15 protein-coding genes are annotated in these 22504 nt (G+C 64.6%); 7 read left to right on the top strand and 8 right to left on the bottom strand.

Annotation, left to right across the window (positions count from 1 at the left end; genetic code table 11):
- Positions 1 to 92 precede the first annotated feature (92 nt).
- The 7 genes from uvrA to AC56LV_RS11030 all read right to left on the bottom strand — a co-directional run bounded on the left by uvrA (position 93) and on the right by AC56LV_RS11030 (position 10086).
- Positions 93 to 2636 carry an excinuclease ABC subunit UvrA gene (gene uvrA / locus AC56LV_RS11000; protein WP_499557578.1) on the bottom strand — a complete coding sequence of 848 codons (2544 nt, stop codon included), beginning with the start codon at positions 2634 to 2636 and terminating at the stop codon, positions 93 to 95.
- A gap of 238 nt (positions 2637 to 2874) precedes the next feature.
- Complete coding sequence (locus AC56LV_RS11005) at positions 2875 to 4044, bottom strand: TIGR03088 family PEP-CTERM/XrtA system glycosyltransferase (protein WP_499557580.1); 1170 nt, start codon at positions 4042 to 4044, stop codon at positions 2875 to 2877.
- Positions 4031 to 5257 carry a glycosyltransferase family 4 protein gene (locus AC56LV_RS11010; RefSeq protein WP_499557582.1) on the bottom strand — a complete coding sequence of 409 codons (1227 nt, stop codon included), beginning with the start codon at positions 5255 to 5257 and terminating at the stop codon, positions 4031 to 4033. The genes AC56LV_RS11005 and AC56LV_RS11010 overlap by 14 nt, the downstream gene beginning before the upstream one ends.
- Before the next feature lie 119 nt (positions 5258 to 5376).
- Positions 5377 to 6636: a glycosyltransferase gene (locus AC56LV_RS11015; RefSeq protein WP_499557584.1), complete on the bottom strand. Its 1260-nt coding sequence runs from the start codon at positions 6634 to 6636 to the stop codon at positions 5377 to 5379.
- A 19-nt stretch (positions 6637 to 6655) separates the two neighbouring features.
- A complete protein-coding gene (locus tag AC56LV_RS11020; RefSeq protein ID WP_183555553.1) occupies positions 6656 to 7192 on the bottom strand; it encodes a pyridoxamine 5'-phosphate oxidase family protein in 537 nt (178 codons plus the stop codon).
- 135 nt (positions 7193 to 7327) lie between these two features.
- Positions 7328 to 7810 carry a cyanophycin metabolism-associated DUF1854 family protein gene (locus tag AC56LV_RS11025; RefSeq protein WP_499557586.1) on the bottom strand — a complete coding sequence of 161 codons (483 nt, stop codon included), beginning with the start codon at positions 7808 to 7810 and terminating at the stop codon, positions 7328 to 7330.
- Positions 7807 to 10086: a cyanophycin metabolism-associated ABC transporter gene (locus AC56LV_RS11030; protein WP_499557588.1), complete on the bottom strand. Its 2280-nt coding sequence runs from the start codon at positions 10084 to 10086 to the stop codon at positions 7807 to 7809. Before AC56LV_RS11030 ends, AC56LV_RS11025 begins: the two co-directional genes overlap by 4 nt.
- Before the next feature lie 300 nt (positions 10087 to 10386).
- Between AC56LV_RS11030 and AC56LV_RS11035 the strand changes: the two genes are divergently transcribed.
- From AC56LV_RS11035 to AC56LV_RS11055, 5 genes are all read left to right on the top strand, one after another.
- On the top strand, positions 10387 to 12564 hold the full coding sequence (locus AC56LV_RS11035; RefSeq protein ID WP_499557590.1) for a cyanophycin synthetase: 2178 nt from the start codon (positions 10387 to 10389) through the stop codon (positions 12562 to 12564).
- 87 nt (positions 12565 to 12651) lie between these two features.
- A complete protein-coding gene (gene cphA / locus AC56LV_RS11040; RefSeq protein WP_499557592.1) occupies positions 12652 to 15225 on the top strand; it encodes a cyanophycin synthetase in 2574 nt (857 codons plus the stop codon).
- A gap of 51 nt (positions 15226 to 15276) precedes the next feature.
- A complete protein-coding gene (locus AC56LV_RS11045) occupies positions 15277 to 16122 on the top strand; it encodes a MaoC family dehydratase (protein WP_499557594.1) in 846 nt (281 codons plus the stop codon).
- Between the two features lie 307 nt (positions 16123 to 16429).
- Positions 16430 to 19099 carry a DNA mismatch repair protein MutS gene (gene mutS / locus AC56LV_RS11050; protein WP_499557596.1) on the top strand — a complete coding sequence of 890 codons (2670 nt, stop codon included), beginning with the start codon at positions 16430 to 16432 and terminating at the stop codon, positions 19097 to 19099.
- Positions 19099 to 20070 (top strand): hypothetical protein, encoded by a 972-nt coding sequence (locus AC56LV_RS11055; protein WP_499557598.1) that lies wholly within the window; start codon positions 19099 to 19101, stop codon positions 20068 to 20070. The genes mutS and AC56LV_RS11055 overlap by 1 nt, the downstream gene beginning before the upstream one ends.
- Before the next feature lie 59 nt (positions 20071 to 20129).
- Here AC56LV_RS11055 and AC56LV_RS11060 read toward each other — a convergent pair whose 3' ends face one another.
- Positions 20130 to 20663, bottom strand: a complete 534-nt coding sequence (locus AC56LV_RS11060; protein ID WP_183555563.1) for an FKBP-type peptidyl-prolyl cis-trans isomerase — start codon at positions 20661 to 20663, stop codon at positions 20130 to 20132.
- A 77-nt stretch (positions 20664 to 20740) separates the two neighbouring features.
- Between AC56LV_RS11060 and AC56LV_RS11065 the strand changes: the two genes are divergently transcribed.
- Together AC56LV_RS11065 and AC56LV_RS11070 are read left to right on the top strand one after the other, a co-directional pair.
- Positions 20741 to 21862 (top strand): JmjC domain-containing protein, encoded by a 1122-nt coding sequence (locus AC56LV_RS11065; RefSeq protein WP_499557600.1) that lies wholly within the window; start codon positions 20741 to 20743, stop codon positions 21860 to 21862.
- A gap of 2 nt (positions 21863 to 21864) precedes the next feature.
- Complete coding sequence (locus AC56LV_RS11070; protein ID WP_499557602.1) at positions 21865 to 22341, top strand: DUF7931 domain-containing protein; 477 nt, start codon at positions 21865 to 21867, stop codon at positions 22339 to 22341.
- Positions 22342 to 22504: the final 163 nt, after the last annotated feature.

Genomic DNA, 22504 nt, shown 5'->3' on the forward strand with positions numbered 1-22504 from the left:
ACGAAATGCGCACGGTCGTGCCAAAGCGCGACCGTGCGCAACACCCGCAATCTTAGCAAAATGGATACGCTCTGGGCGCACCGCTTCACGTGCTACCTGGCATCACCCAGATGCGGCTTCAGGTACTGCGCGGTGCGGCTTTTCTTGTTGCGTGCGACATCCTGCGGCGGTCCGGCGACCACGATGTTGCCGCCCAGATCACCAGCACCGGGACCGACATCGATCACCCAGTCGCTGCCGGCAACCACGCGCATCGTGTGCTCGACCACGATCACCGTGTTGCCAGCGTCGACCAGACGGTTCAGCTGCACCATCAGGCGGTCGGCATCGACCGGATGCAGGCCGGTGGTCGGCTCATCCAGCACGTACAGCGCATTGCCGCGCGTGGCACGCTGCAGCTCGGACGCCAGCTTGATGCGCTGCGCCTCACCGCCCGACAGCTCGGTGGCCGGCTGGCCCAGTCGCAGGTAATCCAGCCCGACCTCGTTCAGCACTTCCAGCGAGCGCTCGACCAGCGCTTCATCCTTGAAGAAGGTGATGGCCTCGCCCACCGTCATGCCCAGGACCTCGGCGATGTTCTTGCCACGGTAGGTCACTTCGAGCGTCTGCGCGTTGTAGCGCGCGCCGTCGCAGGTCGGGCATGGCGCGTACACGCTTGGCAGGAACAACAGTTCGACCATCACGAAGCCTTCGCCCGCGCAGTGCTCGCAGCGGCCCTTTGCCACGTTGAACGAGAAGCGGCCGGCGTCGAAACGCCGTTTCTTGGCATCCGGCGTGGCCGCAAACAGCTTGCGCACCTGGTCGAACAGGCCCGTATAGGTGGCCAGGTTCGAGCGCGGCGTGCGCCCGATCGGCTTCTGGTCGACGCGTACCAGGCGCCGCACGCCCTCCATGCCGGCCACGATGCGCCCTTCCAGCGGCAAGGCTTCGTCGCGTTCCAGGTCCGGTTCATCGGATTGCTCTTCGGCCACCGCACTGCCCTGCCCCAGGGCCGCGCCGACCAGCTCCACCAGCACCTGGCTGACGAGGCTCGATTTACCGGAGCCAGACACGCCCGTTACGCTCGTCAGTACACCGAGCGGGAACGCGACGGCGAGATCCTGCAGATTGTTGCGGCGCACGCCTTCGAGCTTGAGCCAGCCGGTCGGTTCGCGCGGGGTACGCGGCGCGAGGGCCGCTTCGCCAAACAGGTAGCGCCGCGTTTGCGATGCTTCCACGTCGCGCAAGCCGTCCGGCACGCCGCTGTACAGCACCTGGCCACCGCGCTCGCCGGCCAGCGGCCCGACGTCGACGATCCAGTCGGCCTGGCGGATCACGTCCAGCGCGTGTTCAACGACGAACAGCGAGTTGCCGGCGGCTTTCAGTTGCGCCAGCGCGTCGAGCAGCGCTTCGGCGTCGGCCGGATGCAGGCCGGCCGACGGTTCATCGAGCACGTAGACGACGCCGAACAGGCTGGAACGCACTTGCGTGGCCAGGCGCAGACGCTGCAGTTCGCCCGGCGACAGGCTCGGCGTGCTGCGATCGAGCGCCAGGTAGCCGAGGCCCAGGGCCAGCAGCACCTCGATGCGCGCCGACAGGTCGTCGGCAATGCGCCGGCGCACGATCAGCTGTTCAGCGTGCAAGCCTTTCTCGACCTTGCTCGTCGCGTGGGTATACGGCGCCAGCAGCTCGGCCAGGCGCGCCAGCGGCAGGCGTGAGAGTTCGGCGATGTCCATGCCGGCGAACGTCACCGACAGCGACTCGCGCCGCAGGCGCTTGCCTTCGCACTCCGGACACGCGGTGCTGACCATGTAGCGCGCGACGCGCTTTTTCATCGACGCGCTTTCGGTATTGGCAAAGGTCTGCATCACATAGCGGCGCACGCCGGTGAACGTGCCCTGGTAGCTGGGCGTGTCCTTGCGCTTGAGCGCGGCGCGGGTCTCTGCAGGCGTCAGGCCGCCGTACACGGGCACGCTCGGGCTTTCTTCGGTATACAGGATCCAGTCGCGGTCTTTTTTTGGCAGGTCGCGCCACGGGGTGTCGACGTCGTAACCCAGCGTCACCAGAATGTCGCGCAGGTTCTGGCCGTGCCAGGCCGGCGGCCAGGCGGCAATCGCCCGTTCGCGGATCGTCAGGCTGTCGTCCGGCACCATCGATTGCTCGGTCACCTCGAACACGCGCCCCATGCCCGAACAGCGCGGGCACGCGCCCTGCGGCGTGTTGGGCGAAAACGATTCGGCGTACAGCAGCTCTTGCCCGGCCGGATAATCGCCGGCGCGCGAATACAGCATGCGCAGCGAATTGGACAGCGTGCTGACGCTGCCGACCGACGAGCGGGCCGTGGGCGTGCCACGCTGCTGCTGCAGCGCGACGGCCGGCGGCAAGCCTTCGATCGTGTCGACTTCGGGCACCGGCATCTGGTGGAACAGGCGCCGTGCATAGGGCGAGACCGATTCGAGGTAGCGGCGCTGGGCCTCGGCGTACAGCGTGCCGAAAGCGAGCGACGATTTACCTGAACCCGAGACGCCGGTAAACACGACAAGTTGTCCGCGCGGGATATCGAGGCTGACGTTTTTCAGATTGTGTTCGCGGGCGCCGCGGACATGGACGAAGCCGTCTTCGGCAGCGTTCTGGGGGGTGGTTTTCTTGCTGGGCATCTGCCCTCCGGCGTGAATAGCGATCCAGCATTGAACGACGGCAGACAAACGGTGTCGGTGCGCTTGTCAACAATTGCGCTGCGAATGACGCGGCGAAGCGGGCGTGTCCGGCCCGGGGCGGCGTGCGGGCGCGCGGCAACAGGCAATGGGCCGCGCGCACGTCCGGTCATGGCCGGCTTCCGAAGGCTAGGCAGTTGAACGACACCCTGCTTGTCAAATTGCCAGGTCGAGAAGCCGGTCAGCGCTCTACATTGGTCAGGCGTGATGAAAGAAGCGGCCGCTTGCGCCGGCCATACAGGGCGTCGTACTTTGTCACCATCGCATCGACGCCAAAATGTGCCTGGACACGCGCCCGACCCGCCGCGCCATGACGGCCGGCCAGTGCCGGATCGGCAATATAGGCGCCGATGGCGCCAGCAAGCAAGTGCGGATCGGCGGGCTCGGACAGCAGGCCAGTCTGCCCGTCGATCACTAGCTGCGGCACCCCGCCGACGCTGCTTGCCACCACCGGCAACCCGGTTGCCATCGCCTCCATAATGGTCACTGGCGTGCCTTCGGACAGTGAAGGCAGCACGAACACGGAAAAGCCGCGCATGATCTCGGCGACGTCGTCGCGTGCACCGGGAAGCCAGACCTGGCGCCCCCAACCCTCGCGGGCGACGCGTTCACGCAGGGCTGGCAGCAGCGGACCGTCGCCGACGATCGCCAGGCGCAGGTCGGCCTGCTGCGCCGGGAACGCGGCGAGCAGCATGCCGAAAGCGTCGAGCAGACCGTCATGGTTCTTGATGCGGTCGATCCGGCCGACCGTACCGATCCAGATCGTCCGGGGTGCGCCTGAATCACGCGCGGGGCCAGGCGTGAAGTGCGCCGTGTCCACGCCATTGGCGATCATGCTGATCTTGCGCTCCGGCACACCGACTGTATGACGCAGCCAGGCGCCCAGGTCGGCCGACACCGGTACGAACGCGTCGACGAACGGCACGAGCAGCCGCCGGAGCATGTTGTACTTGCGATGCCTGCCGCTCATTTCGACGCTGTCGCGGCCGTGCTCGGCGTGGATGCGAAGCGGCACGCCGGCCAGCCAGGCGGTCAGGCAATACTCGATCGTGCTGATGTTATAAGTGTGCAGCACGGCGGGACGCAGGCGGCGCAGCAGCGTCCACAGTGCCCGGTGCGAGGAGAGGCTCTGCCCCGGCTGCTTGTCGAGCGTATGGAACTGGACGTCCGGCCTGTGCACGAGGTTGGCATAGTCCGTATGGCCTGCCAAGCAAATCACCGCGTGCCGGTAGTGCTGCGCCGGCATGCGGTTGATGCATTGCGCCAGCAGCGTCTGCAGCCCGCCGACCTCGAAGCGGTACAGAACATGAACGACGAGTGGGACCGTCGAATCGGCCTCAGTGCAGGTCACGAATGGCATCCGCTTTGCAGGCCACCGGACGCGTCTGCGGCAATGGGCGCATGGCCGCATTGTGGAACAGGCGGATCTGGCCGCGCGTCGTATCACCCCAGCCGAAGCCTTCGGCGTAGGCGCGCGTGGCCGCATGGTCCGGGTAATTGGCGCGCAACTTCCGCACGCCATCGGCCACGCCCTGGGCTGTCAGCGCGTCCATCAGCACGCCGGCCGCCGGTGATCGTACGGCCTCCGGCGTGCCCCAGACATTGCTGGCCACCACAGGTGTCCCGCACGCCATGGCTTCAAGCAGAACATTGGCCCATCCTTCGCGGCTCGACGCCAGAACGAGCGTATCCGCCGCGCCGTAATACTGGCGCAGGACGTCCTGCGTCAGTGGCCCGAGGAAGGTAACCCGCTCTGCAACGCCAACCGTCCGCGCCAGCGCTTCGAGCCTGCCCCGCTCCGGCCCGCTGCCAGCGATCATCAGGCGCACGCCGGGCAATTGTGGCAGTGCCTGAATGATGAGGTCATGCCCCTTGCGGGGATCGAGGTAACCGACCGACAGCAGGGTAAACCCTTCCATGCCCAGGTCCCGGCGTGTTTCGTCGCGGCTGACGGGCTTGAACAACTGCAGGTCGACACCATTGCGCAAGGTCGTGATGCGCCGGCCATCGGCGCCGAATCTGATCATTTCTGCCCTGAGCGCTTCACAGACGGTGATGACCTCTGCCGCCTGGGCAGCCGCCCACAGGATCATGCGCCGTGGGATGGGATACTGGAGAATCAGATTGATGTCGGTGCCCAGGGCCGAGATAACGACCGGCTTGTTGAAATATTTGCCGAGCAGCGCAGCGGCGACACCGTCGGGATAGAAATAGTGGGCATCGATGACATCGAAGTCATACCCTTCATCAAGCATACGGCCGATGACGCCTTTGGCCGCGCAGGCAAGGCTCATCGGCGCAAGATGCATGCCGATCTTCGGCAGCACGGCAAAACGCGGGTGGTGCACCTCCACGCCGATGCGCGTTTCGATCTTCGGCGCCCTGGCCAGCACGCTGTAGCCGCCAAACATATCACCGCTGAACGGAAACCAGGGAATTGGCGCCACGACCCTGGCTTCGATCTCGCCTGTCTCAAGCTGATGCCGTAACGTGGTTTCGGTAAAAATGCCGTGGTGTGGTTTGGCTGCGTTGGGAAACAAAGTACTGAAAGTCAGGATTTTCATGATTACGTAGTCGGCATCGGTGCAAGGTGGCTGGTGAAATGCCAATCGCCGATTTTCTCATTCAACCATGATTGTTTCAATAATTATATTTACTTTCGGAAAAATTTTTACAGTGACCATCAATTCATGGGAGTTGGTTGCGCAGCCAGCGCTTCCAGTGTTGTGCACAAGCCATCGATCCCAAGCCCTTGCGCCTGAGACATCGCGATCTCGGCACACCGCCGGGCAAACCCTGCATCGTTGAGCAGGTTTTCAAGTGCCTCCCGCATACGATGCGCTGTCACCTTCGTCGCATGCAGGCTCACGCCCGCCCCCAGCGCCACCACCCGCGCCGCGTTATCGAACTGATCGTGCGCGAGCGGCACCACCAGTTGCGGCGTGCCGGCGCGTAGCGCTTCGGCCGTCGTGCCGATGCCGCCGTGGTGGACTAGCGCCGCAACATGCGGCAGCAAGGCCTTGAGCGGCACGTAGTCTTGCCAGCAGATGGACGGCGGCAGCGAGCCGGGTAGCTGCTCGCGGTGCGGCGTCAGGAAAATCGCCCGCAGGCCCAGCTGCGCGACGGCTTGCGCCGCCGCTTCGAAATAGCGCCCCGCCTGCCGGTTACCGGTGCCTGGGGTGAACACCACCGGTGGCGCGCCGGCGGCGAGAAATGCCCGCAGCGTGGCGCTCGGCGCCGCGTCGGGATCAGGGTCGTACAGCGGAAAGCCGGCCTGATACAGCGGCTGCGGCCAGTCCGGCACGGGCGCGGCAAACCAGTCGGGAAACAGCGCCAGCGACAGGTCGGGAATGGTCTGGATGTAGTTGATCAGGCTGCGCACCCGGGGTAATCCACGCTCTTGGCGCGCCGCGTTCAGGCCGGGCAATGCGACCGGATCGATGAAGCGTGCGGCGAGCGTGCGCCACAACGAGAGACGCACGCCATGCGGCACCCAGGTGGGGACGGGCCAGGGCCCCAGCAACAGCGGATCGTGTACGGTAGGAAGGTTCGATGGCGCCAGCCAGGTCGCCGCGATGCGCAGGCCAGGCCGGTTGTGACGGCAGATATCTGCTTCGGGCAGGGCCAGCGGATGCACAAGCAGCAAGGTATCCTTGCCGCTGTCGAGCGCCGCCACCATGGCAGGCAGTTGCGCCATCGCCGGTCGCGTTGCATCCCACACTACGGCGAGGCCTCGGGTGGGATGCCACAGGTCGGGATGGTCGAGCACGGCAGGATCAGCCGGCAACCCGTGAAAGGTCAGGCCAGCCGCATCGACGTACAGCGCATGCAGCTCGGGGCCAAGAAAATCGACGCGGTGCCCGCGCTCGCGCAAGGCCCGTCCGATCCACAGGAACGGGAACAGGTCCCCGGCCGAGCCCATCGTCACCAGGATTACATGCATGGGCCCGCCCTTCCTGAAATTAGAAGGTCAGCGTGCCTTCAATGGAATCATCCAGCGTCTTGCCAAGCACGGCGCCGATCGCCATTTTTGCACCGGCGACGATGCCGCCGTGCTTGTTGTCCCAATAATAACCGGACTTCGGGGTCACCTTGATCACGATGATGCGCGGGTCGTCCTCGCCTTCGGTGAACCAGGTTTTCAGCAGCGGCTCCCACAGTTGCTTGATGCGGGCCTTGTCCTGTGAGACTTCGGCGTGGCCGTCGAGTTCGAGAAATGCGGCGTTTTCGCCTGACTGGAAGAACAGTTTGACGGTCGGATTGGCTTGCAGTTCCTGGTTCGTGTGGCTGTCGATCGCGCCCAGGTACCAGATGGCGCCATTGTCGTCGGTCTCGCGCACGCTCATCGGGCGCACGCCGCGACTGTCGCCTGTGCCGCCGCCGGTGATGAAGAAGCCGGTTTCGGCATCGTCGATGATGTCCTTGATACGTTCGATCGCCTCTGCGCCTGCCAGATCGCGGCGGTTTTCTTCGGGCTGGTTGCGGTTGATGGAATCCATGGTCGTCTCCTGTAAGCGAAGGCCGTGTGGCCGATGAGACAACTGTAACGTTATCTAGAGCGGCGGTATGTGGGCAGACGAACGTACGGGACCACATGCCGCCGCTGACGGGTCAAAGCGGGGACGCCCTGCCCGTTACAGGAAGCGATCGAGGATCTTGCGGCTGTGCTTGTCGATCTTGAACATGTCGCGCACCAGGAAGTTGATGCCGTGGCTGTCGGCCACCAGCAGCGACGCTTCGCCGATGCGGCGGATATCCTCGTCGAGCTTGAGCACGAACTCGGTGTCGCCCCGGTCGGTCGTCACATACCAGGTGCACGGCGTCGCAAAGCTCGACACATCCTTGATGTTGATGATCTCGGGGATGAACTCGCGCCCGCCAATTTCGTCACTGACGAGCGTACGGATATCCTCTGGCATGGTCGCCAGGTCGTCGATCCAGGCGACCTCTTTGCCGCCGTCACGCACGAGCGAAATACCCCTGGTCGGCGCCTGGATCGGAAAGGCACGCACAGGCGTGATGCCCACGTATTCTTCACCGGTCTCGAGAGTGATCACCAGCTTGCCGAAGCTGTTGCGGCGCAGCTGGAACGGGGTTGTCGAAACAGTACTCATCATGCGTCCTTGTCGTCGAGGTCCTGGTCCACGTTGCGCGCTTGCGCTTCGTACAGGCGGTGATACGCGCCTTCGCGCGCCATCAGGTCATCGTGGCTGCCCTCTTCCACCACCACGCCGCGGTCCAACACGATCAGGCGGTCGGCGCGGTGCAGCGTCGACAGGCGGTGCGCGATGGCAATGGTCGTGCGGCCCTGCACCAGATTGTCCAGCGCCTTCTGAATTTCCTTCTCGGTTTCCGAGTCCACCGACGACGTTGCCTCGTCCATGATCAGGATCGGCGGATCGATCAGCAGCGCGCGCGCAATCGAAATGCGCTGGCGCTCGCCGCCCGACAGGCCCTGGCCGCGCTCGCCGACCATCGAATCGTAGCCCTGCGGCAGGCGCAGGATGAATTCGTGCGCATGCGCGGCCCTGGCCGAGGCGATGATGTCTTCGCGTGACGCATCCGGCTTGCCGTACGCAATGTTCTCGGCAATGGTGCCGAAGAACAGGAACGGTTCCTGCAGCACCAGGCCAATATTGCGGCGATAGTCGGCGACGGCAAACGAGCGGATGTCCTTGCCGTCAAGCAGGATCGCGCCTTCGGACACGTCGTAGAAGCGGCAGATCAGGTTCACCAGCGTGCTCTTGCCCGAGCCGCTGTGACCGACCAGACCGACCATCTCGCCGGCCTTGATGTTCAGCGAAATGCCGCGATTGACGGCGCGGTTGCCGTAGCGGAAACCGACTTCGCGCAGCTCGATATTGCCTTCGACCTTGGCGACCTTCACCGGGTTGACCGGATCGGGCACGCTCGAGACGTGATCGAGAATGTCGAAGATGCGCTTGGCGGCCGAGGCCGATTTTTGCGTGACCGACACGATGCGGCTCATCGAATCGAGACGCACATAGAAGCGGCCGCTGTAGGCGATGAAGGCGGTGAGCGTACCGACCGTGATGTCGCCGCGCGAGACTTGCCAGATGCCGAAACACCAGATCACCAGCAGACCCAGCTCGGTCAGGAACGACACGCTCGGCGAGAACAGCGACCACACGCGGTTGAGTTTATCGTTGACGTTCAGGTTGTGGCGATTGGCTTCGCGGAAACGGGCTGCTTCGCGCTTCTCTTGTGCAAATGCCTTCACGACGCGGATGCCCGGAATCGTATCGGCCAACACATTGGTCACCTCGCCCCAAACGCGGTCGATCTTTTCAAAGCCGGTGCGCAGTTTGTCGCGCACCAGGTGGATCATCCACGCAATGAATGGCAGTGGCGCCAGTGTCACGAGGGCCAGCCACGGATTGATCGAGAACAGGATCACGCCGGTCATGATGATCATCAGGACGTCGGACAGGAAATCCAGCAGGTGCAGCGACAGGAACACGCATATGCGGTCGGAGCCACTGCCGATGCGCGCCATCAGGTCGCCCGTGCGCTTGCCGCCAAAAAATTCGAGCGACAGGCGCATCAGGTGCTCGTAGGTGGTCGAGCGCAGGTCGGCGCCGATGCGTTCGGACGCCAGCGCCAGCACATAGGTCTTGGCCCAGCCCAGCGCCCAGGCCAGCACGGCCGAGGCCAGCAAGCCGCCCATATACATATACACGAGGCTCGTGTCGATTTGCTGCCCGTTCTGGTACGGGATCAGGACATTGTCCATCAGCGGCATCGTCAGGTATGGCGGAATCATGTGCGCGCCGGTCGAGCCCAGCATCAGCAGGAAGCCCAGGAACAACTGCCCCTGATACGGTTTGGCGAAGCGCCACAGGCGAAACAGCGTCCACGTCGACGGCGGCGTGTGCAGGACTTTTTCGCAGATCGGGCAATCATCCTGGTCGGCGTCGAGGGGCGCCTTGCAACTTGGACAAGTATGCTGCTCGGGCGGCTGGATGGCCACGCCCGTCAGCGCGCTTTCCATCTGATCCTGGAACTGGTCGGCCACGCGCACGGCGTGCAGGTTCTGGCCGAGCGTAAAGCGCCAGCTGGCCAGCAGGCCATGCGCATCGGTCAGTTCGAGATGCCCGACACCAGCGTGGTCGTGGTGGCGCAGCGCCAGTCCTTCGCGGTACGGCCAGTCGCGCCACGCCGTTTCTCCTGGCGCGCGCGCCAGCAAGCGCCGGTCCGTGACCAGAACTAATCCTTTTGAGAAATGTAATTTCGCATCGAGGTCAACCTCAACGCTGCTTAAAACGTTTTCCCCTGGTGCAAGCTGTTTCGCGACATCATTTTGCCAGTGATCAGGCAAGAAATTAGCGGCTACTGCCAGCGAAGACGGACTGGCAAATTGTTGTGTTGTCATGGTTTGCGCCCGAAACGGGCTTCAATTCGGCAAAGATTCGGTATGGGTAAAGCGTGTGGCTATTGTTTTTATGCCAAGCAGCAAACGCTCTACAGAGCGCTAGAACGTTTTTGGACAGCGTTTGGATGACACGGAATGTGTTTTGGTGAAAATATTGCGGCTAAGTAAAAGCCGCAACTGGATCAGATCAGCGCGTGATGTGCGCTGCGATTGGCGGCCTTTCGCTAACGTAGTGACACCTCAGGCATACAAGGATAAGTCGCCGGTGTGGGAGTAGCGCCAGGCGACCAACGTATTTACATGACGAAAAAGAACGACATCAAATTCCTGCGCATCAATTATCTGGCGGGACCAAACATCTGGACCTATCGTCCCGTGATCGAGGCCTGGCTCGACATCGGCGAACTGGAAGACTATCCCTCGAATCTGCTCCCCGGGTTCACGACGCGCCTGACCACCTGGCTGCCGGGCCTGGTAGAGCACCACTGCGGTGTCGGCTACCACGGCGGCTTCATCGAGCGCCTGAACGAAGGCACCTGGGCCGGCCACATCCTCGAACACGTCGTGCTTGAAGTGCAGAGCCTGGCCGGCATGAAGACCGGCTTCGGCAAGACCCGCTCCACCGGCGAACATGGTGTCTACAAGATGGCCTTCCGCACGCGGGACAACGTCGTCGGCCGCGCCGCGCTCGACGTCAGCCATCGCCTGATGATGGCCGCGATCAACGACGAGCCGTTCGACCTGCCTGCCGCGCTTGTGCGCCTGACCGACATGGTCGACCGCCTGTGCCTGGGCCCGTCGACCGCGCACATCGTGGATGCCGCCACCGACCGCCGCATCCCGTCGATCCGCCTGACCGACGGCAATCTGGTGCAACTGGGTTACGGCGCCGCGCAGCGCCGCATCTGGACCGCCGAGACCGACCGCACCAGCGCGATTGCCGAAGGCATCGCCAGCGACAAGGACATGACCAAGAACCTGCTCGCCTCGTGCGGCGTGCCGGTGCCGGAAGGCGCAATCGCGCGCAGCGCCGACGCGGCCTGGGAAGAAGCCGCCGACATCGGCCTGCCCGTGGTCGTCAAGCCGATCGACGCCAATCACGGCCGCGGCGTGTCGCTGAACCTGAACACCGAAGCCGAAGTGCGCGCCGCTTACGTGATCGCATCCGAAGAAGGCGACAGCCGCTCGGTGCTGGTCGAACGTTTCATCACGGGCAGCGAGCACCGCCTGCTGGTCGTTGGCCGCAAGGTGGTCGCCGTCGCGCGCGGCGAATCGCTGTGGGTGACGGGCGACGGCCGCCAGAACGTGGCCGAGCTATGCGACAGCCAGATCAATATCGACCCGCGCCGCGGCGAGAGCGAAGAATTCCCGCTCAGTCCCGTCGAGCCGCGCAAGAGCGAAGAAAACCAGTTGCAGCTCAAGCGCCAGGGCCTCACGCCCGACACGGTGCCGCCGGCCGGCCAGAAGGTGCTGATCCAGATGAACGGCAACGTCGCCGACGACGTCACCGACCTGCTCCACCCGGAGGTCGCGCACGCTGCGGCGCTGGCAGCGCGCATCGTCGGCCTGGACATCGCCGGCATCGACCTGGTGTGCGAAGACATCAGCCGCCCGCTGGCCGAACAGCGCGGCGCGATCATCGAAGTCAATGCCAGCCCGGGCCTGCTGGCCCACACCAAGCCGGCCAGCGGCACCGCCCGCAACGTCGGCAAGGACATCATCGAGCACCTGTTCGCACCGGACGACACGGCGCGTATCCCGGTGGTCGGCGTCACCGGCTCGCTCGGCTGCAGCCTGATCACGCGCCTGATCGGCTGCCTGGTCAACATCACCGGCAAAGAGGTCGGCGTGGCCAACGGCGAAGGCCTGTACCTGAATGCGCGCGTGATCTCGAACCGCGACAGTACGGGCGTCGAAGCCGGCCAGCGCATCCTGATCAACCGTAACGTGCAGACGGCGGTGTTCGAATCGAACGCCCGCTCGATCCTGCAGGACGGCCTGCCGTACGATCGCTGCACCGTGGGCGTCGTGACCGACATGGCGGGCCTGGCCGATGTCGCCGAGTTTCATATCCACGACGACGACGCCCTGCGCAACGTGATCCGCACCCAGGTTGACGTGATCCTGCCGGACGGCGTAGCCGTGCTGAATGCGGCCAACGAGCAGGTCGCGGCGCTGGCCGAACTGTGCGACGGCGGCGTGATCTTCTACGCGTTCGACGAGCAAAATCCGGTGCTGGCGGCGCACCGCGCGGCCGGCGAGCGCATCGTGTTCGTGCGTGACGGGCGCATCATGCTGGCCGAAGGCGACGCGGAGACGCGCCTGAACACGCTGGACACGATGAAACCGTCCACCGTGAAGTATCCCGAGAACGTGCTGGCGGCAGTGGCGGCGGCGTGGGCGCTTGGCGTGCCGAGCGACCTGCTGTGCGGCGGCCTGCGCGCCTTCGACGCGACACCAAAACAAACGACACATTGAATGACACTGCCCGGCAATCTGCCGGGCCTGGCGCCCGCCCCCGCGCATGTGCGCGCGGCGCGCGGCCCGCGAAAGGAATGACGGTTTATGGAAGTATCTCGCATACGGGCCCTGCGTGGCCCCAATCTCTGGAGCCACCACACCTCGGTCGAGGCAATCGTGACGTGCACGCCTGAGGAAGAATCGATCGGCGAACTGCCCGGTTTCGAATCGCGCCTGCGCGTGCGCTTCCCGCAGATCGGCGGCCTGCAGCCGTTCGGCCATTATGAAACGATCCCGCTGGCCCACGTGCTCGAACTGGTCGCGCTGCACCTGCAGGCCGAAGCTGGCTGCCCGGTGACGTTCAGCCGCACCACCGCCACGCTGGAGCCCGGCACCTACCAGGTGGTTGTCGAATACAGCGAAGAAGACGTCGGCCGCCAGGCCCTCGAACTCGCGCAGCAGCTGATCGAGGCGGCCCGCAATGACACCCCGTTCGACGTGCCCGCTGCGCTGGCACAGTTGCGCGCGACGGACGAAGACGTGCGCCTGGGACCATCGACCGGTTCGATCGTGCAGGCCGCCGTGGGCCGCAACATCCCGTTTCGCCGCCTGACCGAAGGCAGCATGGTCATGTTTGGCTGGGGCAGCCGTGCGCGCCGCATCCAGGCCGCCGAGATCGACGCCACCGGCGCCATTGCCGAATCGATCGCGCAAGACAAGGAACTGACCAAGAAGCTGCTCGACGCGGCCGGCGTGCCGGTGCCGCAGGGCCGCGGCGTCTCCGACCCGGATGACGCCTGGGCCGCCGCGATGGAAATCGGCCTGCCGGTCGTGATCAAGCCGAAGGACGGCAACCAGGGCAAGGGCGTGACGGTCAACGTCACCACGCGCGAACAGCTCGACGCCGGCTTCAAGGCCGCCAGCGAATTTCGCGACGACATCCTGGTCGAACGCTACCTGCCGGGCCACGACTACCGCCTGCTGGTGGTGGGCGACAAGCTGGTGGCCGCCGCGCGCCGCGAACCGCCGCAGGTGGTGGGCGACGGCGAGCGCAGCGTGCGCGAACTGGTCGAACAGGTCAACCTGGATCCGCGCCGCGGCGACGGCCACGGTACGTCGCTGACCAAGATCCGCTTCGACGACATCGCCATCGGCACGCTGGCCCAGAACGGCCTGACGCCGGACTCGGTGCCCGCCATCGGCCAGCGCGTCGTCCTGCGCAATAACGCAAACCTGTCGACCGGCGGCTCGGCCACCGACGTCACCGACGACGTGCACCCCGAAGTCGCGGCGCGCGCCGTCGCTGCCGCCCACATGATCGGCCTGGATATCTGCGGTGTCGACCTGGTCTGCGACAGCGTCCTCAAACCGATTGAGGACCAGAACGGCGGCATCGTCGAAGTCAACGCCGCGCCGGGCCTGCGCATGCACCTGGCGCCATCGTTCGGCAAACCGCGCCCGATCGGCGAAGCGATCGTCGACACGCTGTTCAAGGACGGCGACGATGGCCGCATCCCGATCGTGGCCGTCACCGGCACCAACGGCAAGACGACCACCGTGCGCCTGATCGCGCACCTGCTCACGGCGTCCGGCCTGCGCACCGGCATGACCAACACCGACGGCGTCTACATTGAAGGCCGCCGCATCGAAAGCGGCGACTGCAGCGGCCCGCGCAGCGCGCGCAACGTGCTGCTGCACCCTGACGTCGACGCCGCCGTGTTCGAAACGGCGCGCGGCGGCCTGCTGCGCGAAGGCCTGGCTTACGACAAGTGCCAGGTTGCGGTGGTAACCAATATCGGCTCGGGCGACCACCTGGGCCTGAACTACATCACCACGCTCGAAGACCTGGCGGTACTCAAGCGCGTGATCGTGCAGAACGTGGCCGTGGGCGGCATGGCGGTGCTCAACGCCGCCGATCCGACCGTGGCCGCGATGGCCGAAAGAACGCGCGGCGACGTCACCTTCTTCGCGCAGGACGTGGGCAATCCGGTCATGGCGATGCACCGGGCGCAGGGTCGCCGCGTCGTCTTCGTCGAAGAAGGCTATCTGGTGGCGGCGCAGGAGTCCTTCATCGAACGCATCGACCTGAAGGAAGTGCCAATTACGCGCGGTGGCGTGGTGGGCTTCCAGGTCGAAAACGTGATGGCGTCGGTAGCCGCCGCGTGGGGCGTGGGCACGTCGTGGGACGCGATCCGCCTGGGCCTGAAAACCTTTGTCGGCGAGAGCGACAATGCGCCGGGGCGCTTCAACGTGTTCGACTACAAGGGCGCGACCGTGATTGCCGACTACGGTCACAACCCGGATGCGATCGCTGCGCTGGTCAATGCGGTCGAGAGCATGCCCGCCAAGCGCCGCTCGGTGGTGATCAGCGGCGCCGGCGACCGGCGCGACCAGGACATCACGCAGCAGACCGAAATCCTGGGCGCGGCGTTCGACGACGTGCTGCTGTATCAGGACCAGTGCCAGCGTGGCCGCGCGGATGGCGAAGTCATTGCGCTGCTGCGCGCGGGGCTGAGCAATGCGACTCGCACCGGGCACGTCGAAGAGATCAACGGCGAATTCGTGGCGATCGACCGGGCGCTCTCTCGCCTGGAAGATGGGGACTTGTGCCTGATCCTGATCGATCAGGTTGACGAGGCCTTGGCGCACATTACGGCGCGGGTCAAGGACGCAGCCTGAGTATCGTTGTTGTGTTTCCGGGGACGGGCGACGACGCGGTATGCTGCGTCGATGAATAGCCCGTCCCCGTCATCCCTCCCTGCCCTGCCCAAGGCCAGTGCCTGGCCGCTGGTGCGGGCATTGTTCAAGCGGCCCGCGCCCCCTTCGGCGCAACCGGTCCAGGCCAGCTATCGGCTGGACCGGCTCGATGCGGATCACGTGCGGCGCTACAGTGACACGTTCGGCTTCCCACCCGGCCCAGTGCCGCTGACCTACCTCTACCTGCTGGCACAGCGCGCGCAACTGGCGACGATGCTCGATCGGGTGATTCCGTTTCGGATTGTCGGGCTGATTCATGTGTCGAACAACCTTGCGATGCATTGTGAGGTACGCACTGATGTGCCGTTGGTGCTCGTGACGACATTGTCGATGCCGGAATCTGGGGCCAACGGCGCAATCGAATGCGTGCTGGAGACAGCGGCAAGTGCGGATGGGAAAACGGTCTTCACGTGTACCAGCCGGTACCTGATCAAACGCGGGCCACGCGGCAAACATGCGTCCGCGCCGCCTTCGGTAACGCCCGTGGGTGACGTCGTCGGAGAATGGGTCGTGACCGCTGATGCGGGGCGACGCTATGCGGCCTTGTCCGGCGACTGGAATCCCATTCACCTGTGGCCATGGAGTGCGCGGCTGATGGGGATGCGCGCACCAATCATCCACGGCATGGAGACGATGGCGCGCATCTGCGCGGCATTCGAGCAATCGGCCAATCGTCCTGTCACCAGTCTTACATGCCGCTTCAAACGCACCGTGCCGCTCGGTGCTTCCGCAACGTTGATGGCCTGCGAAGTCCCCGGCAGTTTTGTCGTGCTGTGCAGCGGTCGCGTGGCCGTCGAAGGCACGCTAGGCTACGCGTGATGTCGCGCGACCCGCAAAAAGCCGGGGTCAGGTCTGACATTCGGACACGATCTCGGCAGTAGAGTAGTAGAAACTAGCTGACACGGTGCCATACCAATCTGGACAAGAGACCCTTGGAACTGTTCAAGGCTGAGGTCGTGTCTAAATGTCAGACCTGACCCCGGCTGTGCTTGACCCCGACTGTGCTAATGCTGAGGTCGTGTCCGAATGTCAGACCTGACCCCGGCTGTGCCGCGCGCGCAACATCAATCGCGGTAAAATACGCAGCTCTGGCCAGCCTCTGCCTCGCCGTACCCAATCCGAAGAAATGACCACCGTTCCCACTGAAATCAACGCCGCAGCCGTCAAGAACAGCGCGACCGACAAGCACACCCCGATGATGCAGCAATACCTGCGCATCAAGGCCGACTACCCCGACATGCTGGTGTTCTACCGCATGGGGGACTTCTACGAACTGTTCTTCGACGACGCCGAAAAAGCCTCGCGCGTGCTGGGCATCACGCTGACCGCGCGTGGCAAGTCCGAGGGCAATCCGATCAAGATGGCCGGTGTGCCGTTCCACTCGCTCGATGGCTATCTGGCCAAGCTGGTGAAACTGGGCGAGTCGTGCGCGATCTGCGAGCAGATCGGCGATCCGGCGCTGTCCAAGGGCCCGGTTGAACGCAAGGTCATGCGCGTCGTCACGCCCGGTACGCTGACCGATTCCGACCTGCTGCCCGAAAAAGCCGAGCGCCCTCTTCTCGCCCTGTGCCTGCAAACCCAGCGCAAGACCGTCACCGCGGGTCTGGCCTGGCTGTCGCTCGCCAGCGGCAATCTGCGCCTGATGGAATTTTCGGGCGACGCGCGCGCCATCGAGGCGCGCCTGGCGCATGAACTCGAGCGCATCGCGCCGGCCGAAATCCTGCGCGCCGATTGCGGCGACATGTTCGACGATGGCGCATCCACCGTCCACACCCAGCGCGTGCCGGAATGGCATTTCGATGTGGTCAAGGGGCATGGCGCGCTGCTCGAACAATTGAAGGTCGCCACCCTCACCGGTTTTGGCGCCGATGGCCTGGGCGCCGCGTTCGGCGCGGCCGGCGCGCTGCTGCGCTACGCCCAGTCCACGCAGGGCCGTGGGCTGCAGCATGTGCGCGGACTGGCGTGCGAGAACGAAAATGAATACATCGGTCTCGATGCCGCCACGCGCCGCAACCTGGAACTGACCGAGACCATTCGCGGGCAAGAATCGCCAACGCTGTTTTCGCTGCTCGACGGCTGCCGCACGGCGATGGGTTCGCGCATGCTGCGCCACTGGCTGCACCAAGCGCGCCGCGACCAGTCGATCGCGCGCAGCCGTCACCAGTCGATCGCCGCGCTGCTGCAGGCGGATGCCATCGACAACCTGTCGCCGACGCTGGCGCAGGTGCCGGACATCGAACGCATCACCACGCGCGTGGCGCTACTCAGCGCGCGCCCGCGCGACCTGGCGAGCCTGCGTGATGGACTCAAGGCCTTGCCGATGCTGCGCGAGCTGGTGGCGCGCTGCTTCGTGCCGGGCGATACGTCGCTGCTGCGCGAGCTGCATGACGACCTGGCCACGCCCGCCGACTGCCTCGACCTGCTGGTGCGCGCCGTGCTGGAAGAGCCGAGTGCGATGATCCGCGATGGCGGCGTGTTCGCACGTGGCTACGATGCCGAACTCGACGAACTGCAGGCGCTGTCCGAGAATGCCGGCCAGTTCCTCGTCGATCTCGAAACGCGCGAGCGCGCGCGTACCGGCATCGCCAACCTGCGCGTCGAGTACAACCGCGTGCACGGCTTCTACATCGAAGTGACCAACGGCCAGGCGACCAAGGTGCCGGACGATTACCGCCGCCGCCAGACGCTGAAGAACTGCGAACGCTACATCACGCCCGAACTCAAGGCGTACGAAGACAAAGCCCTGTCGGCGCAGGACCGCGCGCTGGCGCGCGAGAAAATCCTGTACGACGACTTGCTGGCGCAGCTCGCGCCGCACATCGGCGTGCTGCAGACGATCGCGCGCGCGATTGCGCAGGCCGACGTGCTGGTAGCGCTGGCCAGCCACGCGCTGCGCCACAGCTGGTGCGCGCCGCAGCTGGTCGATGCGCCCTGCCTGAACATCGTCGAGGGCCGCCATCCGGTGGTCGAAAATCAGATCGAGCGCTTCATCGCCAACGACTGCCGCTTCTCGAACGAGCGCCGCCTGCTGTTAATCACCGGCCCGAACATGGGCGGTAAATCGACCTTCATGCGCCAGGTCGCGCTGATCACGCTGCTGGCCTATGTCGGCAGCTATGTGCCGGCCGCCGAAGCCACGCTGGGGCCGATTGATCGCATCTTCACCCGCATCGGCGCCAGCGACGACCTGGCCAACGGCCGCTCGACCTTCATGGTCGAGATGACCGAATCGGCCGCCATCCTCAACGGCGCCACCGAGCATTCGCTGGTGCTGATGGATGAAGTCGGGCGCGGCACGTCGACCTTCGACGGCCTGGCGCTGGCGTGGGCCATCGCGCGCCACCTGATCGACACGAGCCGCAGTTTCACGCTGTTCGCGACCCACTATTTCGAGCTGACCCAGTTGCCGGAGTCGTACCCGAGCGCCTACAACGTGCACCTGTCGGCGGTCGAGCACAAGGACAGCATCGTGTTCCTGCATGCGGTGCAGGATGGCCCGGCGTCGCAAAGCTACGGCTTGCAGGTGGCGCAACTGGCTGGCGTGCCGCAACCGGTAATCAAGGCCGCGCGCAAGCACCTGGCGCGCCTGGAGGCGCAGGCCGCAGGTGGCACGCCGCAGCGCGACCTGTTCGCCGCGCCCCTGCCCGAGCACGATATCGACGACACCCCGGCGCCAGCCGTGGCGGAAGTCCAGGATGACGGCTTGCGCGACGCACTGGACGCCATCGATCCGGATGCGCTGACGCCGCGCGAAGCGCTCGAGCGGCTGTACGAGCTGAAACGGCTGGCTGCCTGATGACCATCGCGCGCCCTGTCATTGCCTGCGCTGCGCTGCTGGCGACGCTGTTTGCTTGTGCGCCGCTGGCGGCCCATGCAAAGGACAAGGACAAGGACAAGGAAGAGCGTCCCACGCACCGCTTCGCCGTGGTCGGCAACGACGCGCGCGCCGACAGTGACGCGCGGCTGAAGCAGGCGCTGGCCGATTCGTCCGAAAAATCCGTATCGTTCGTGGTACTCACGGGCATCAAGGGCGAGAACGAAAGCTGCGGCGACAAGCTGTACCTGCAGCGGCGCGACCTGTTCGAGCATGCGAAGCGGCCCGTGATCGTGTCGCTGTCGGGCAGCGACTGGACCGGCTGCCGCAACTCGGCCAAGCGCACCAATGCGATCGAGCGCCTGAACCGCTTGCGCGAGCTGCTCTACGGCGAGCCCGAATCGCTTGGCGCGACCAAGATCCACCTGACGCAGCTGTCGGCCAGTCCGCGTTTTCGCAGCTACGCCGAAAACGCGCACTGGAAGGTGGACAAGGTGATGTACGCCACGATCAATATGCCGGCTGCGAACAACCATTTCCTGCCGGCCGCGGGCCGCAACAGCGAATACGAAGACCGGGCGGTGGCCAACCGCTTCTGGCTGAACCGCCTGTTCGCGATGGCGCGCAGCGACAAGGCGCAGGCGCTGGTGCTGTTCTCGGAAGGGGCCGTGCGCCCGTTCCATCTCGATCAGCCCGCGGGGCTGCGCGGCTTGCTGCGGCGCGCACCGGTCGAGCGCGACGGGTTCGAGGCAGCGCGGCGTCAGATCCAGGCACAGGCCGTCAAGTTCGATGGGAAGGTGCTGCTGGTCGACAGTGACGCGCCAGGTGGCCACAAGCCACAGATCGCGTGGAAAGGCAATCTGGGACAGCTGTCAGTGGGAACCAAGGCGGTCGAGGTGAATGTGATGCTGGGGAAAGATGCGGCGTTCACGGTGGTGGACGCGAAGCAGTAAAACAAACGCTTGATACAAGCGCGGCCACCGCGTGATGCGGTGGCCGCGCCCCAACCGGATTACTGCAGCGGCTGGGTACGGAAGTGGTCGCCATCATCGCTGTCATCGATCTCGTGATGATGACCGCCAGCGCCGTGCACGTGACCGTGCTGGATTTCTTCGGCGGTCGCAGCGCGCACGTCGACCACGGACAGGTCGAAACGCAGTGCCATGCCGGCCAGTGGATGGTTGCCATCCAGGACAACCTTGTCGTCAGCGATTTCGGTGACGGTGAAAATCACCGGCTCGTCGTCGCCGTTTTCGGCCACGCCTTCGAACTGCATGCCGACTTCGATCGGTTCAGGCAGGCGCGAACGCTCTTCAACCTTGACCAGCTCTGGCTCGTAGTCGCCGAACGCATCGTCTGGCTCCACCTGGATCGTCGAGGCGTAGCCGGTTTCTTTGCCGTCCAGCTCTTCTTCGATCTTCGGCAGGGTATTCTCGTAGCCGCCGTGCAGGTACACCATCGGCTGGGAGCCCTCCTCGATCAGATTGTTCTGGGCATCCGACAGTTTGTAATTAACCGTCACGACTGTGTCTTTAGCAATCTTCATCGTCCATCCTTTCATTGTGAGCTGCGGATTATACTCTCGATGGGTCTAGGCCCCGCTTCGGCTGGTTATAATGTCGTATGAAAAAATTACCGCTTTTGGGGAATCTTTCCCCTGCAGAATTCCTGCGCGATTACTGGCACAAGAAACCGCTGCTGATCCGTGGCGCCATCCCCGGCTTCAAGCCGCTGCTCAAATTCGAGAAGCTGGCCGAGCTGGCCGCGCTGAACCACGTCGAATCGCGCCTGGTCTCGCTGCGCGACGGCGAGTGGGACATGCAGCACGGCCCCCTCACCGAACTGCCTGCCCGCAGCGAGCCCAACTGGACGATGCTGGTCCAGGGCGTGAACCTGCATGACGAGCGCGCCGACGAGCTGCTGCGCCAGTTCCGCTTCGTGCCAGACGCCCGCCTGGACGACCTGATGGTGAGCTTCGCGACCGATGGCGCCGGCGTCGGCCCCCATTACGATTCGTATGACGTGTTCCTGCTGCAGGCGCACGGCAAGCGCCGCTGGCGCATCGGGGCACAACAGGACCTGACGATCATCGAAGGCTTGCCGCTCAAGATCCTGGCCAATTTCGAGGCCGAAGAAGAGTTCGTGCTCGAGCCGGGCGACATGCTGTACCTGCCGCCACAGTACGCGCACGACGGCATCGCCGAAGGCGAATGCATGACGTATTCGATTGGCTTCCGCTCGCCGTCGTACCAGGAACTGGGCGAAGCGTTCCTGCAATTCATGGCCGATTCGATCGACCTGCCGGGCCGCTATGCCGATCCGGAATTGCAAGAAGCAAAGAACCCGGCCGAGATCCCGAAGCACATGCTGGCCACCGTCACCGAAGAACTCAACAAGGTGCGCTGGGACGAAGAAGACGTCACCATCTTCCTCGGCGAGCACATGTCCGAACCGAAGCACAATGTGTTCTTCACGCCGCCCGCCAAGCCGCTGACCTTCGGGCGCTTCATGGAAACGGCGGCCAAGCGCGGCGTCAAGCTCTCAAGCAAGACACTGATGCTGTACCGCGGCAAGAACGTGTTCATCAATGGCGAATCGCTGGCTGCCGGCCGCGCCGACAAGGTGGTGCTGGACGTGCTGGCCAACGATCGCCGCATCGATGGCGCCACGCTCGGCAAGGCCACCGACGACGTCACCGAATCGCTGTACGCCTGGTACCAGGACGGCTGGGTCGAGCTGGGCTGACCATGGATGCGCGCGCCATCCCGTTCGACACCCGGCGCGACTGCGAGGCGCAATTTCTCGCCGTCGTGGCGGCCGCGCAGCACAGCCTGCGCCTGTTCGATCCGGATGGCGCGGTGTTTGCTCTGGGCGCGGTCCAGGTGGATGCGGCGCTGCGCGCCTTCCTGCAACGGGGCGGCACCTTGCGCCTGGCCCTGCACGAGCCTGGCCACATCGAGCGTCACTTCCCGCGCTTTTTGCGTCTGCTGCGCGACTACGGCCACGCCTGCGAATGCCGCCAGAGCCCGAAAAACCTGCGCCAGCTGACCGACTCGTTCTGCATCGCCGACGAACAGCACGTCGTGCGCCGCTTTCACAGCGACCATATGCGTGGTGAAGCCAGCTTCGACGATCCCCGCGCCGTCGATGTACCGCATCATCGGTTCGAAGCGATCTGGGAAGCCTCCCGGCCGACGCTGCAGCCGACAACGACCGGGTTATAAGGCCGTCACGAAAGCACAAGTAGTTATCCGATAGTCAATTCTCATGTGTTTCGCTATTCACGTAGCATCTTGTAACAATATGAAGCTTATCAAAGCGGAAAATTCTTACACCAGAGCATGTGTTAGCTATTGCGAAACTGTAAAATTGTCTATAATATCAATC

This window comes from Telluria sp. RB2R28 (assembly GCF_059685835.1).

Bases quoted from the DNA above. Each gene is read 5' to 3' on its own strand.
- AC56LV_RS11010 (WP_499557582.1), bottom strand. From the start codon at position 5,257: ATGAAAATCCTGACTTTCAGTACTTTGTTTCCCAACGCAGCCAAACCA.
- AC56LV_RS11060 (WP_183555563.1), bottom strand. From the start codon at position 20,663: ATGAAGATTGCTAAAGACACAGTCGTGACGGTTAATTACAAACTGTCG.
- AC56LV_RS11025 (WP_499557586.1), bottom strand. From the start codon at position 7,810: ATGATGAGTACTGTTTCGACAACCCCGTTCCAGCTGCGCCGCAACAGC.
- AC56LV_RS11020 (WP_183555553.1), bottom strand. From the start codon at position 7,192: ATGGATTCCATCAACCGCAACCAGCCCGAAGAAAACCGCCGCGATCTG.
- AC56LV_RS11015 (WP_499557584.1), bottom strand. From the start codon at position 6,636: ATGCATGTAATCCTGGTGACGATGGGCTCGGCCGGGGACCTGTTCCCG.
- AC56LV_RS11065 (WP_499557600.1), top strand. From the start codon at position 20,741: ATGAAAAAATTACCGCTTTTGGGGAATCTTTCCCCTGCAGAATTCCTG.
- AC56LV_RS11030 (WP_499557588.1), bottom strand. From the start codon at position 10,086: ATGACAACACAACAATTTGCCAGTCCGTCTTCGCTGGCAGTAGCCGCT.
- mutS (WP_499557596.1), top strand. From the start codon at position 16,430: ATGACCACCGTTCCCACTGAAATCAACGCCGCAGCCGTCAAGAACAGC.
- AC56LV_RS11070 (WP_499557602.1), top strand. From the start codon at position 21,865: ATGGATGCGCGCGCCATCCCGTTCGACACCCGGCGCGACTGCGAGGCG.
- AC56LV_RS11055 (WP_499557598.1), top strand. From the start codon at position 19,099: ATGACCATCGCGCGCCCTGTCATTGCCTGCGCTGCGCTGCTGGCGACG.
- cphA (WP_499557592.1), top strand. From the start codon at position 12,652: ATGGAAGTATCTCGCATACGGGCCCTGCGTGGCCCCAATCTCTGGAGC.
- uvrA (WP_499557578.1), bottom strand. From the start codon at position 2,636: ATGCCCAGCAAGAAAACCACCCCCCAGAACGCTGCCGAAGACGGCTTC.
- AC56LV_RS11045 (WP_499557594.1), top strand. From the start codon at position 15,277: ATGAATAGCCCGTCCCCGTCATCCCTCCCTGCCCTGCCCAAGGCCAGT.
- AC56LV_RS11035 (WP_499557590.1), top strand. From the start codon at position 10,387: ATGACGAAAAAGAACGACATCAAATTCCTGCGCATCAATTATCTGGCG.